Origin of the sequence: Streptomyces akebiae (assembly GCF_019599145.1) — a bacterium.
Classification (GTDB): domain Bacteria; phylum Actinomycetota; class Actinomycetes; order Streptomycetales; family Streptomycetaceae; genus Streptomyces; species Streptomyces akebiae.
This window is the reverse complement of record NZ_CP080647.1, coordinates 9,399,595-9,412,070: the sequence shown is the minus strand read 5'-3', so window position 1 is coordinate 9,412,070 and position 12,476 is coordinate 9,399,595. Positions and strand designations below refer to the sequence as shown.

Below are 12,476 nucleotides of genomic sequence, written 5' to 3'. Positions count from 1 at the left end.
GCCGTCGCCTTCGCCCGCCGCCCGCCGCCCTTCGCCCGTCGCCCGTCGCCGTCCACGAGTGGTCCCGGCCGTCCGCCAAGTCACCTTGCGGACGGTCGGGTTCGGCACCGTAGCCCTCGAGGGCGACTCGCCTGAACGCTTGCGTTGCTCGGCTGCTCAACTGCTCGGCTGCTCGCGCGGCGTGAGCGCTCGCACCGGGACTACTCCGTGCCGTCGGCCGGCAGGCGCTCCGGCAGCCCGAGTCGGGGGAACCGGTCGTCGTGGAAAGTGATGATCTCGGTGATGGCCCCGCCGGTGGCGCGCAGGACGTCGATCGTCAACGGCAGGTACGCGCCCTCCTGCTCCCGCCATTGGTAGAAGGCGACGGCGGGCTGCCGGTTGACGGCGGTGAGCACGGTGCGCAGGCCCGTCATGCCCTCGAAGCCGCTCACGACCCAGTCGTTCACCACCGCGTCGCGGCCGACGTACAGGCCCGGCGTGGGTGGCATCGAGCAGCGGACGTCGTCCCGCAACAGCGCGGTGAGCGCGTCGATGTCCGTGGCCACGCTGGCCTCGGTGAAGCGGCGCACCAGCTCGCGCGTCCCGGCGTCCTCCTCGCCGCCGGTCCAGTCCTGTCGCTCGGCGGGCAGATGCTCCCGCATGCCCGCGCGGGCGCGCTGCAGCGCGCTGTTCACGGAGTTGACAGAGTCCCCGAGCAGCTCCGCGACGTCCTTCGCCGGCCAGCCGACCACGTCCCGCAGGATCAGCACGGCCCGCTGGCGCGGCGCGAGGTGCTGGACCGCGACCAGATACGCCAGCTCGATCGTCTCCCGCGCGACGGCGAGGCTCTCCGGCTCGTCCGCGTCGCCCATGGGCAGCTCGTCGAGCAGCCGGTCCGGGTAGGGCTGCAGCCACAGCACCTCGCCGCCGGTCGCGGGCTCCGGGCGGCACTTGGCGAGCAGGTCCAGGCACGCGTTGGTGGCGATCCGGTACAGCCAGGCCCGGAACGTCGACCGCCCCTCGAAGGTCTCCCGCCGCCGCCAGGCCCGGAGGAACGTCTCCTGCACGGTGTCCTCGGCGTCCTCGAACGATCCGAGCATCCGGTAGCAGTGCACGTGCAGCTCCCGCCGGTAGCGCTCGGCCAGCCCCGAGAACTCCGGCTCGTCGACCTCGCCCAGACCGCTCCCGCCCAGACTGCTCAAGCCCAGCTCCTCCAGCCGCGTGTCCGCACTCATCACGTCATCCTTCCGCCTCGTCGTGTCCCGTCGTATGTGTGACGGGTGCGGGCGCGAAAACTCATCACTGGTGGGCGGGCGGTGGGGGCGGATCAGGTCGACGAGGCGGTTCAGCGGCCGGGTGGACAGCGGGATCGAGGCGGCGTGAGGCAGCGATCAGGCCCCCGGTACGACAGCAGAGCCCGGACCACGCCTCGCGGTCCGGGCTCTGCCCCGTGCGGTGCCACCCTGCGGCGGCGGCGCGTCAGCGCTGTGCGGTGTCGTCACCCGTCTGGGCGGCGCCCTCGGGTGTGCCTGCCTTCTCGCGCATCTTGCGCACCAGCTCCGCCTTCTGGTCGGCGGCACTCTTGCGGTCGAGGTTGCGGTACGGGCCGTTGTTCTGCCGTTCGGCGCGGGACAGCTTCTTGCGCTTGCCGCCGCCCATGCCCACGGGGTTGTTGATGTTCTTGCTCATGGGTTCTCCCGGAGTGAGGTGAAGTGATCTACGGATTCATCGGTGGGGGACGGGCGCGGCGACGTCGAAGGACGTCAGCAGGGGCCCGTCACGCTCTCACTCGTAAATCGGCGTCTGGAAGAACATGACCATGACGTTACCCGGTTCCGTCGGCCCCGCCTACCAAGTTTCTCGCCGTCCCGGCGTCTCGGCCGGGCCCTCAGGCGCTGACGGCGTCCGAACTGCGCACCGCCGCCGCCACGTATCCAGCCGACCGTCAAGTGCGGCGACTGATCACAGGGGCCGAGAAACTGGTGCCGCTGGCGGTGGTCGGTATGCAGGACCTGGCCGCCGAGCAGACCCGAACCTGTGCTTCTCCGCCATCTCGTCGAGCTTCGCCAGGACCCGCCTGCCCGGCCCGTGGTGGCGGCTCTCGCCGCCCACCGTGCACTACGGCAGCCGCCAGTCCACAGGCTGGACGCCCTGCCGCAGCAGCAGGTCGTTGGCCCGGCTGAACGGCCGCGAACCGAAGAAACCCCGGTCGGCCGACATCGGGGACGGGTGCGCGGACTCGATGGCCGGAAGCTCCCCCAGCAACGGCCGCAGATTGCGCGCGTCACGGCCCCACAGGATCGACACCAGGGGCTTTCCCCGCCCGGCCAGCGCCCTGATCGCCTGCTCCGTGACCTCCTCCCACCCCTTTCCGCGATGCGCCCCCGGCTTGCGCGGGGCCGTGGTGAGGGCCCTGTTGAGCAGCAGGACGCCCTGGTGCGTCCACGGCGTCAGATCACCGTTGGACGGCCTGGGCAGCCCGAGGTCGGAGTGCATCTCGCGGTAGATGTTCTCCAGACTGCCCGGCAGCGAACGCACCTCCGGCGAGACCGCGAAGCTCAGCCCGATCGCCATCCCTGGCGTGGGATAGGGATCCTGACCGACGATCAGGACGCGGACATCGTCGAAGGGCTGCTGGAAGGCCCGCAGGACATTCGCCCCGGACGGCAGATACGTCCGGCCCGCCGCTATCTCGGCCCGCAGGAAGTCCCCCATTGCGGCGATACGTTCGGCCACCGGCTCGAGGGCCTTCGCCCAGCCCGCTTCAACAAGTTCATGCAAAGGTCGTGGTGCCACGGCGCGTCACTCTACTGGCACACACAGACACCCCGCATACGCAGGGAACTCCCACCCACCACCCGTCCCGCGGGCGCTACCCTTCCTCCTCGTCGAGATCCTCGAACCGGTCGAGCACCACGCTCGACCGGTTCCCGGGAAGGACAGGAAGGAGAGGGGCTTGTTCCCTCGCGTGCTCGAGCCGCTCCGCCACGGTCCACGCCCTCGGCCCGCCCTTCGTGACGCCCGTGACCCCCGCCCGCTCCTCCGCGACCTCGCGCTGGTCCGCCTGGGCGGGGCTCCCGTGGACCGGCGTCTGCCATGACCGACGGCCCCGCGACCTCCCGGCCCCCGGAGGACCAGACACCCGTCGTGCTCGCCGTGGACTCCGGTGGTTCGGGGCTGCGGGCGGTACTGGCCCGGGGCACCGAGATGCTCGGAGAGCCGGTGGTGTCCGAGGAGGCGGTGCGGACCGGTGCGCGCGGTGTCGACGCCGGCCATCTGCTGGAGCTGCTGTCGCCGATGGCGCGGCGGCTGTTCGCCGACGCCGGGGGCGCGCGTCCGGCGGCAGTGGCCGTCGGAGCCGCCGGGTTCGCGTCGCTCGGCGAGCAGCTGCGCGCCGAGCTGCCGTCCGCGCTGGCGCGTGAGTGGGGGGTGCGCCGGGTCGCGCTGGTGGCCGACGCGGTCGCCGCGTACACCGGTGCCCTCGGGGCGCGGCCGGGTGCGGTGATCGCCGCCGGTACGGGGCTGATCGCGATCGGCACGGATCTGACCGCCTGGCGTCGGGCCGACGGCTGGGGCCATCTCCTCGGGGACTGCGGTGGCGGCGCGTGGATCGGGCGGGCCGGGCTGGAGGCGGCGATGCGGGCGTACGACGGGCGCGGTGGTGGTTCGGCCCGGCTGCTGGCGCGTGCGGAGAGGGTGTTCGGCCCACCCGCCGGGATCCCAGGCCGGATCTACCCGAGGGCCGACCGCCCGGCGGTCCTCGCGTCGTTCGCGCCCGAGGTGGCCGCCTGCGCCGGGGCCGACCCGGTGGCGGCAGGCATCCTGCGCGAGGCGGCCCGGCACATGGCCGACGCGGCGGCGGCCGTCTGCCCGGCCTCGGGCGGGCCGCGAGTGGCCCTGACCGGCGGCCTGTTCAAGCTGGGCGCCCCTCTCCTCGCCCCCTTGGAGGCGGAGTTGGCGCAGCGGCTGCCGCACGCGCCGCCGATGCCGGCGGAAGGGGACCCGCTGGTCGGCGCGGTGCGTATCGCCGCCGCGTTGGCGGTCGGCGGACTCGCCCTGCCGTACGACGAGCGGATGTTGTACGTGGTGGCCGAAAAGTAGTACCTGAAACCGGGATCAAACCAGCCTGTCGGACAAGCATCATCGTGGTCACCCAAGTGCACCGCTCAGCAGATTAATGCGGTATCGATCGGTCCTGATCGGCACGTAACTCATCAGACAAATCAGGACGGATACCGCTCACCTGCACCCTCCCCGAACAGGGGAGCCCAAGAAGCCAGTAACATGCGGCGCCATGAGTTCCCCCACTGGGCCCGCGTCCGGCCTGCCTGTACGAATGCCGCGACCCCGCCAGCCCGGGCGGCACCGCCGCCCCGAGCCGCTGGCGGCTCCCGAGGGTGCGCCCGCGCTCGTCCTCGCGGTGCCGGGCACGCCCAGCGCCGCCACGCGCAGCCTCGCCGAGGAGGTCGTGAGCATCGCGCGCTCCGAACTGCCCGGCATCGACGCCCGCATCGGGTACGTCGACGGTGGCGCCGACGAGTTCCCCACGCTGCAGTCGGTGCTCACGCACGCCGCCGAGGAGCGCACCGCCCGTTACGAGCAGGCGCGCGCCGCCGGTCTGGACGTCAAGGAGCCGGACGGCCCCGTCGCCGTCGTCGTGCCCCTGCTGGCCGGTCCGGACAGCGCCACGCTCCGCCAGGTCCGCCAGGCCGTCATGGAGAGCCGTATCGCGGCCGAGCTGACCGACGTCCTCGGCCCGCACCCACTGCTCGCCGAGGCGCTGCACGTGCGCCTGTCCGAGGCGGGACTGGCACGTGCCGACCGGGCCCGGCTGTTCACCGTCGCCACCGCCGCGGACGGCATCGTCCTCGCCACCGTGGGCGGCGAGGAGGCCGTGCAGGCCGCAGGAATCACGGGCATGCTGCTGGCCGCGCGGCTCGCGGTGCCGGTGATGGCCGCCGCCCTCGACCAGGAGGGCTCGATCACCTCCGTGGCCGAGCAGCTGCGTTCCTCGGGCTCCCAGCAGCTGGCGCTCGCGCCGTACCTGATAGGGCCGGAGATCGACGCCGGCCTGATCGAGGCGGCCGCGACGGAGGCGGGCTGCTCCGCCGCCGAGGCGCTCGGTCCCTACCCGGCGATCGGCAAGCTGGCGCTCGGCAAGTACACGACGGCGCTCGGCATCGCGCCGCAGCAGCCCCAGGGCATGCCGGTCCGCTGATTCCGGCACCGACCCGGACCGCGCCCCGTACGGCCGAGGGCCCGCTCCTCTCGTAGGAGCGGGCCCTCGGCCGTACGCGTGCGGTGCCGCGCCGCGCCTCGTCACCGCGGGGCGGCCTCAGTCGTCCAGGACGACGCAGGAGGCCGCGGGCACCTCGATCGAGCCGCCCCGTACCGGCAGGCCGGTGCGCGGGTCGACCGTGAACCAGGTGACGTCGCCGGAGCGTTCGTTGGCCACGTAGAGCGTGCCTGCCGCGTAGGTGAGGGCACGGGGCCAGTGGCCGCCGCAGGGCACGGTCGCGACCAGGCGCAGCCCGTCGCCCTCGACGGCGAGCACGGAGAGCACATCCGTGCCGCGGGTGGCCGTCCAGACGAAGCGGCCGTCGGGGGACACGACGAGGCCCGAGGGGTACGCGTCGCCCTCCGGGGGATCCGCGAGCACCGGGGTCTCCCGCAACGGCTCCAGCGGGCCGTCAGGAGCGTTCCAGCGGCACACGGTGACCGTGGGGGTCAGTTCGTTCAGCACGTAGACGTACGATCCGTCCGGCCCGCCGGGGTGGAAGGCGAGGTGGCGCGGCCCCGAGCCCGGCCGCAGCGCCGTCTCGTGGTGGGCGACGGGGACGCCGTCCTCCACCGCGCACACCCGCACCGTGTCGGTTCCGAGGTCGACGTCGAGGAACCGGCGGCCGGACGGATCGGGCACCACCTGGTGGGCGTGCGGTTCCCGTCGGTCGCGGGGGTCGGTCCCGGACCCGGTGTGCCGGAGGGTCCCGGTCGCAGGGGCCGCGAGGGTGCCGTCGGGGCGCAGCGGGACGGCGGTGACGCTGCCGGAGCCGTAGTCGGCGGTCAGGACGTGACCGGCGAACGTGGCGAGGTGCGTGGGTCCGTCGCCGACCGCCACCGGTGGCCCGGTCAACTCGGGCTTGTCGCCCGTCACCCGATAGGCGGCCACCGCTCCCCCGGGCCGCTCGCTGACCACGTACAGCGTGCGCCCGTCCGGCGAGAGGGCCAGGTAGCTCGGGTCGGGGACCTCGTCCGCGCCCGACAGGACGGTGAGCGCGCCGCTCTTGTCGTCGACATCGGCGACGAGGACACCGGGACCCCCCACCGAGGTGAACGACCCGATGTACGCACGTCGTCGTCGCGGCCCGTCCACCGTGCCCCTGTCCGGCGCGCCCCTGTCCGCCGTGTCCACTTCCGCTGTCATTGCCGACCCCTCCCGTTCACCCGTGTGCGGGCGAACCCTAGCAGCAGGTCTAGACCAAAGTCCCTGCTGGTGTGGCGCGAGAGGGGCCGTGCGCGCCCCGGGATCACCTTCGCCTCCGCCGTGCGCGACGTCCGGGACGCACGGCGGGGGCGCGCGACGGGCGACCGGCGAGCGGGCGGCCGCAGGGCGGGGCCTAGGGAGCGGCCGGACGGGAGCCCGGAGCCGCCCCGAGCGGCATGGCCAGCTCCGACAGCGCCCTCTCCAGGTTGTGCAGATGCCCGAGGGCGGCCCCGGCCTCCGGGGAGGAGACCGGCTCCGGTCCGTCGACGGCCGCGCGTCCACCGGGAGTGGTCAACGCCTCCACCGCGGCCTTCACCCCCAAGCAGGCGGCGATCAGGGCCGCCTCGCGGGAACCGGCCGGGTCGGCGGTGGCGGAGACCAGGGCGCGCACCTCGCTCACACAGTCGTCGAGGAGGCGGAGGGCCGCGTGGGCGCGGGCCTTGCGGGCGCGGAAGGGGTTCAGGGGGTGGACCAGCGGCGCGAGCGCCATCCGCGCCCGGCCGAACAGCAGTTCCAGCTCGGCGGCATGGGGAGCCGGGTCGGCCCCCGGGACGCCCTCCAGCCGTGCGGCGGTGGCGGTCGCGGCGGCGTGCACACAGTGCAGGGCGCGCTGGATCCAGGCGTCGTTGGTCGCGTGCGTCGTGACCGGCAGGACGAGGACCACGGCCAGCACGGCGCACACCGCGCCCACCCCCGTCTCGACGAGTCGGAGCGCCAGCAGGCCGGGGTCCAGCACACCGAGCAGGCCGTAGAGGAGGCTGACCATCACGGTGACCGCCAACATCATCCAGGAGTACGAGACCGCCGCCGTGTAGAAGATCCCGAAGACGCAGACCGCGACGAGCGCGGCCGACGGCGCGGGCGCCCCGTCCAGCGGGACGGCGACCAGCAGGCCGACGGCGACGCCGATCACGGTTCCGAGGACGCGGCGGAAGCCTCGGACCAGGGTCTCGCCGCGGGACGCGGTGTTGACGAAGATCCACCAGGCGGTGCCGACGGCCCAGTACCAGCGGTCCTCGGAGAAGGCCTGGCCGACGAGCAGGGCGAGGCAGCAGGCGACCGCGGCCTGGAACGCCTGCCGGGTGCTGGGCCGCGCCAGCCCCTCCCCGGGCGGCCCGGCAGGGGCCGCGACGGGCGGGAGGGCGCGCTCGACGGGCCACAGGAGGAACCGCACCACGCCCGCGACCAGCAGCGCGAGAGTCATGGCGGCGTACAGTCCGGGCAGGTCCGCAGGGACCGTGTGGAGGAACTGCGTGACGAAGTAGCTCATGAACGCGAAGATCCCGAGCGCCTGGCCGCGCGGCCCCCAGCGGCGGGCGTAGACACCGCAGAAGACGGTGGCCACGAACGCGGCGTCACGGGCGGCTGTGGCGTCGTGCAGGACGGCGGCCAGGGCCAGGACGGGAAATCCGGCCGCCGGCAGGAGCGCGGTGGTGATCCGCTGCGCGGGCACGTTCGCGTCGGTGACGGTGAACAGGGCGAGGAGGGCCGCCAGGCCTCCGGTGATCGACGCGGGGAGCGAGAGCCCGCACACTTCGGACGCGGTCACGGCGGCGCCCACGCCGATGACGGCGCGCAGTGCGTTCCGCAGCCGCAGGAGCCCCGGATCGGGAGCCGTGAACATCCTCTTCATGACGGTGTGCCGCCCCCTTGCCGTGGTGCCCGCCCCGTCCGCGCCGGGCCGGGGTCTCCGGCGGGCAGCGGGCACGGCGAAGGCGCCGCGCTCCGGATCCGGCCTCGTCGCCGCTCCGGCACCGCACGGCGCCCTGAGTTACGTGGATACGGCAGAGGTACCATCCCCTGCCCCCATGGCTCAACAGCCTCCTTCAACGCTGAGCCATTGGCACAGTCACGCAAGGGAGGCGTCCGGGCCCGCTGGGCCAACGGATCAGGGGACTCGGGCGACGGTTGCTCGGATCAGGTGGCCCGGTAGGGGTGCCGTTCACCGGGCCATCGGTACAGTCTTCATGATCACCGAATCACGCCGGGAGGCTGACGGACCATGGCCGTGGACGAGCTCGACACCCGCATCCTGCGACTGCTGCTGGAGCAGCCGCGCACCAGTGTGCGGGAGTACGCCCGCGTCCTCGGCATCGCCCGGGGCACGCTCCAGGCCCGTCTCGACCGGCTGGAGCGGGACGGTGTGATCACCGGCACGGGTCCGTCGCTCTCCCCCGCCGCGCTCGGTCACCCGGTGCTGGCCTTCGTGCACATCGAGGTCACCCAGGGACATCTGGACGACGTGGGCGACGCGCTGGCGGCCGTCCCGGAGATCGTCGAGGCGTTCTCGATCACGGGTGGCGGTGATCTCCTGACCAGGGTCGTGGCGCGGGACAACGCGCATCTGGAGGACGTCATCCAGGCGCTGATCAGCCTGCCGGGTGTGGTGCGCACCCGTACGGAGGTGGCACTGCGGGAGCGGGTGCCGTACCGGCTCGGACCGTTGGTGGAGTCGATCGGCGCGGCGGCCGGCCGGCCGACCCGGAACTGATCGATGACATCCTGGCGTTCATGAGCACCACCCGTAGCACTTCGGTCATCTTCGATCTCGACGGAACGCTCGTGGACAGCGAGCCGAACTACTACGAAGCGAGTGTGCGCATCCTCGCCGAGCACGGGGTCACCGGCTTCACCTGGGCGGACCACGAGCGGTACGTCGGCATCAGCATCCAGGAGACGGTCTCGGACTGGAAGGAGCGGTACGACCTCGCCGCGCCGGTCGAGGCGATCGTCGCCGCCAAGAACCACCACTATCTGGAGCTGGCCCGCACCGGCACGCGGGTCTACCCGGAGATGCGGACGTTCGTGGAACTGCTCGCGGCGGACGGCATACCCATGGCCGTGGCCTCGGGGTCCTCGCGCGAGGCGATCGAGGTGATCCTCGGCGCGACGGGGCTCGACGGGTTTCTGCGGACCGTCGTGTCGGCGGAGGAGGTCGACCACGGCAAACCGGCGCCCGACGTGTTCCTGGAGGCGGCCCGCCGACTGGGCACCGCGCCGGGCGACTGTGTCGTCCTGGAGGACGCGGCGCCGGGGGCCGCAGCCGCGCACGCGGCCGGGATGCGGTGCGTCGCGGTGCCGTATCTCGCCGACCAGGCCGACGACCCGGCGTTCGCGACGGCGGGGCTGCTGGTGCGGGGCGGGCAGGGGGAGTTCACGGCGCGAGAGGCGTACGACTGGATCGTGGCCTCGGGCTGAGACACGGCGTGAGGACGGACGCGGGCAGAGGGGGAACGGGCAGAGGGGGGACGGGCAGAGGGGGGACGGCAGAGCCCGGGCCGCCGAGAGGTCGGCGAACCGGGCTCCGGTGTCGGCCCGGGTGGCTCAGGCGGTCGTGCCGTGGCCCGTCCCGCGGGCCCGTCGGTGCAGGATCCAGCCCGTCACGGTGAGCGCGGCGGCCGAGGCGGCCGCGCCGAGGACGGTCAGCCCGGTGGAGGCGAGGCTTCCACCGCCTCCGGTGGTCGTGGTGGCACCCGTGCTGCCGGATGCGCCGGTCGTGCCGGTGCCGCCGGACGACGAACCGCCGCTGGTGCCACCGCCGTTGGAGGTGCCACCGTCGGTGTGCCCGCCGCCGTCGTCGGTGTCCACCGGGTCCTGACCGACGAAGGCGACCGGGACCTTGACGTCCTGCGAGCGGTCGCCGGAAAGGGTGTGGTCGGCGCGGGTGGCGAGGACGCACCGGGCCTCGAAGCAGTCGGTGTACTCGTCCTCGGCGTCGATCGTCAGCTCGACCTCGAACGCGCCGCCGTCCTCGTACGGTGTGGCCAACTCCTCGCCGTAGTCGGGCGGGTTGGAGGAGATCCACGCGGAGGAGTGGGACGCGCCCGTCATGTCGACGCCGCCGACGCACGGGGAGGGCAGTTCGCCTTCGCCGTTGTCGACGCAGAGGGCGACGTAGATGCCCTTCTTCTCGTCGTATCCGGAGCCGGTCACCTTCAGGGTCTGGTTCTCGGTGGCGAGGTCGTTGACCGGGGTGACGGTGAGCTTCTGACCGTGGGAACCGGTGACCGTCTTCGTGCCGGAGGGCTTCTCGTCCCCGCCGTCCCCGCCGGTCCCGCCACTGTCGCCGCCGCCGGTGCTGTCGTCGGGCTCCGTGACGGTGAGGGTGAAGGCGGAGGTGCGGGTCGTGCCCACGGTGTTCGTGAAGACGGCGCGGTACCGGTAACCGTGGTGCGCCGCCTTCGCCTTGAAGGTGTATGTGTTCTTCGTCGCGCCCTCGACCGCGGACCAGGTCTGGGCGTCGTCGGTGCTGACCTCCCACTTCACGGTGGGTTCGGGGGTGCCCTCGGCCGCCGCGACGAACGAGACCTCGTCGCCCGGTGCCACGGTCCGGTCGGTCGGCGACTGGGTGACCTTGGGCGACATCCGGCGGTCGAGCTTGGTGATCTCGCCCTCGCTGGGGCTGCTGACGTAGACGGTGGTGCCGCCGGGGGCCACGGCGACGGAGGCGGCGCCGTTCTGGGAGTCGTTGCCGTCCAGCTTCGTCCGGGTCGCGGCCTCGGCGTAGGTGGCGGTGTCGTAGACGCCCAGGTCGCTGACGCCGTCGCTGCCGCCGCCGAGGGTGCCGTCGTCCTGCCAGACGACGAAGGCCCGGCCGGTGGCGGCGTCGAAGGCGATGTCGGTGGCCTCGTCCGGCCCCTCGATCGTCTTCAGAAGCCTGCCGTCCTTGTCGTGGACGAGAACGGAGTCGCCACTGCCCACCCAGGCGTTGCCGGTGGCCGGGTCGACCTCGACGAAATCGACGCTCGTGGAGGTGAGTTCGGCCGAGGCGGTGACGGTGAAGGAGCGGGTGTCGACACGTCGCAGGGTGCCGCCGGCGGAGCCCACGGACCAGGCCGCGTCGCGGGCCTCGTCGACGCCGAGCAGGGAACCGCCCTCCAGGGTGAGGGTGCGGTTCTCCAGGGGGACGGCGGTGGCGATGTCGACCTCGGAGAGCTGGGCGCCCTGGGCGACCAGGACGGTGGAGTCCTTGGTGCCGGGGCCGATCCCGGTGATGTTGGCGCCCGCGATCCACTTGCCCGCGGCCGCCGGGTCACCGGCCTTGGCGGTGCCGATGCCGCGCAGCGCGAACTGGAACACGGCGCCGTCGCCGGCGAGCGGGGCGGCGATCCGTACGACGGCGCGCGGGCCGAGCGTGCCGGTCGTGCCCGGGAACCGGGGGGTGTGGCCGAGGCTCTTGCCGTCCGCCGGGTCGAGGGCGTGCAGTCCCCGCTCGTCGACCTCTCCCGAGGCGGCGAAGTTGTCCGAACCCGCGTAGAGCTTCCCCGACTCCGGGTGCAGCAGGAGGTCGTTGACCTTGCCGGCCGCCGGGAACGCGGCGGACTCGTCGTAGTCGACGGTGCCGGCGGGCACCTCCTCGCCCTCGCCGCCGTCACCGCCTCCGGTGTCCTGACCCTCGAACCGGACGGGGACCCGGACGTCCTGTGAGCGGTCGCCCGAGTTGCGGTGGTCGACGCGGGTGACGACGGAACAGACGACCTGGGTGCAGTCGACGCCGTTGTCCTCGGCCTCGATGTCGATCTCGACATCGAAGGTGCCGCCCTCGCCCCAGGCGATGGCGAGACCGCCCTCGTACGGGTCGCCCTCGGGGACGATCCAGTGGGAGGAGCTGCCGGTACCGGTCTCGTCGGCGCCACCGATGCACGGGGAGGGGATCTTGCCGTCGCCGTTGTCCCTGCACAGGGCGACGTAGATCGCCTTGGTCGTGTCGTAGCCGGAGCCGGTGACCCTCAGCTTCTCGCCGTCGGGATCGAGGTTCGCGGAGGCGGAGACGGTCAGTTTCTGACCGTGCGCCCCCACACCGGTCTTCGGGGTGTCTGCGGCCTGGGCGGCGGTGCTCACCGTGACGGCGGTGACCGTGGCGGCCACCAGCGCGAGCGCTCCGAGGAGCGCCGCGGGGCGTCCGAGCCGCGGTCCGGCCCCACGCCAGGGCCGCCGGCCCGTCGTGTCGTCTCTCATGGGTACCTCATTCGTCGGGTGCGCCCCGCACCCGGGGGACGCCGAGGGCCGGGCC

The 12,476-nt window shown here is 73.1% G+C and carries 10 protein-coding genes; 4 read left to right on the top strand and 6 right to left on the bottom strand.

All coding sequences use genetic code 11. The annotated features are described in order from the left end of the window. Window positions 1–200 precede the first annotated feature (200 nt). From K1J60_RS40780 to K1J60_RS40770, 3 genes are all read right to left on the bottom strand, one after another. Window positions 201–1,214: an RNA polymerase subunit sigma-70 gene (locus tag K1J60_RS40780; RefSeq protein ID WP_220650606.1), complete on the bottom strand. Its 1,014-nt coding sequence runs from the start codon at window positions 1,212–1,214 to the stop codon at window positions 201–203. 244 nt (window positions 1,215–1,458) lie between these two features. Then, on the bottom strand, window positions 1,459–1,668 hold the full coding sequence (locus K1J60_RS40775) for a DUF6243 family protein (protein ID WP_220650605.1): 210 nt from the start codon (window positions 1,666–1,668) through the stop codon (window positions 1,459–1,461). Between the two features lie 429 nt (window positions 1,669–2,097). After that, window positions 2,098–2,775: a uracil-DNA glycosylase gene (locus K1J60_RS40770; RefSeq protein WP_220650604.1), complete on the bottom strand. Its 678-nt coding sequence runs from the start codon at window positions 2,773–2,775 to the stop codon at window positions 2,098–2,100. A gap of 300 nt (window positions 2,776–3,075) precedes the next feature. Between K1J60_RS40770 and K1J60_RS40765 the strand changes: the two genes are divergently transcribed. Together K1J60_RS40765 and K1J60_RS40760 are read left to right on the top strand one after the other, a co-directional pair. Beyond that, entirely contained in the window at window positions 3,076–4,080 is a 1,005-nt protein-coding gene (locus K1J60_RS40765; RefSeq protein WP_220650603.1) for an N-acetylglucosamine kinase, read from the top strand. A gap of 193 nt (window positions 4,081–4,273) precedes the next feature. Continuing rightward, window positions 4,274–5,197 (top strand): sirohydrochlorin chelatase, encoded by a 924-nt coding sequence (locus K1J60_RS40760; RefSeq protein WP_220650602.1) that lies wholly within the window; start codon window positions 4,274–4,276, stop codon window positions 5,195–5,197. 117 nt (window positions 5,198–5,314) lie between these two features. Here K1J60_RS40760 and K1J60_RS40755 read toward each other — a convergent pair whose 3' ends face one another. Both K1J60_RS40755 and K1J60_RS40750 read right to left on the bottom strand, forming a co-directional pair. Then, window positions 5,315–6,403 (bottom strand): lactonase family protein, encoded by a 1,089-nt coding sequence (locus K1J60_RS40755; protein WP_220650601.1) that lies wholly within the window; start codon window positions 6,401–6,403, stop codon window positions 5,315–5,317. Window positions 6,404–6,596: 193 nt separating this feature from the next. Next, window positions 6,597–8,096 carry an FUSC family protein gene (locus K1J60_RS40750; protein WP_259408136.1) on the bottom strand — a complete coding sequence of 500 codons (1,500 nt, stop codon included), beginning with the start codon at window positions 8,094–8,096 and terminating at the stop codon, window positions 6,597–6,599. A gap of 369 nt (window positions 8,097–8,465) precedes the next feature. Between K1J60_RS40750 and K1J60_RS40745 the strand changes: the two genes are divergently transcribed. Together K1J60_RS40745 and K1J60_RS40740 are read left to right on the top strand one after the other, a co-directional pair. Beyond that, window positions 8,466–8,954 carry an Lrp/AsnC family transcriptional regulator gene (locus tag K1J60_RS40745; protein ID WP_220650600.1) on the top strand — a complete coding sequence of 163 codons (489 nt, stop codon included), beginning with the start codon at window positions 8,466–8,468 and terminating at the stop codon, window positions 8,952–8,954. Between the two features lie 20 nt (window positions 8,955–8,974). Then, window positions 8,975–9,661 carry an HAD family hydrolase gene (locus tag K1J60_RS40740; protein ID WP_220650599.1) on the top strand — a complete coding sequence of 229 codons (687 nt, stop codon included), beginning with the start codon at window positions 8,975–8,977 and terminating at the stop codon, window positions 9,659–9,661. A gap of 126 nt (window positions 9,662–9,787) precedes the next feature. On the opposite strand, the gene K1J60_RS40735 is transcribed toward K1J60_RS40740, so the two are convergent. Continuing rightward, a complete protein-coding gene (locus K1J60_RS40735) occupies window positions 9,788–12,421 on the bottom strand; it encodes an immunoglobulin I-set domain protein (protein WP_220650598.1) in 2,634 nt (877 codons plus the stop codon). Window positions 12,422–12,476: the final 55 nt, after the last annotated feature.

Coding starts and splice junctions, on each gene's coding strand:
- K1J60_RS40780 (WP_220650606.1), bottom strand. CDS start 1,214: ATGAGTGCGGACACGCGGCTGGAGGAGCTGGGCTTGAGCAGTCTGGGC.
- K1J60_RS40775 (WP_220650605.1), bottom strand. CDS start 1,668: ATGAGCAAGAACATCAACAACCCCGTGGGCATGGGCGGCGGCAAGCGC.
- K1J60_RS40765 (WP_220650603.1), top strand. CDS start 3,076: ATGACCGACGGCCCCGCGACCTCCCGGCCCCCGGAGGACCAGACACCC.
- K1J60_RS40760 (WP_220650602.1), top strand. CDS start 4,274: ATGAGTTCCCCCACTGGGCCCGCGTCCGGCCTGCCTGTACGAATGCCG.
- K1J60_RS40755 (WP_220650601.1), bottom strand. CDS start 6,403: ATGACAGCGGAAGTGGACACGGCGGACAGGGGCGCGCCGGACAGGGGC.
- K1J60_RS40750 (WP_259408136.1), bottom strand. CDS start 8,096: ATGAAGAGGATGTTCACGGCTCCCGATCCGGGGCTCCTGCGGCTGCGG.
- K1J60_RS40745 (WP_220650600.1), top strand. CDS start 8,466: ATGGCCGTGGACGAGCTCGACACCCGCATCCTGCGACTGCTGCTGGAG.
- K1J60_RS40740 (WP_220650599.1), top strand. CDS start 8,975: ATGAGCACCACCCGTAGCACTTCGGTCATCTTCGATCTCGACGGAACG.
- K1J60_RS40735 (WP_220650598.1), bottom strand. CDS start 12,421: ATGAGAGACGACACGACGGGCCGGCGGCCCTGGCGTGGGGCCGGACCG.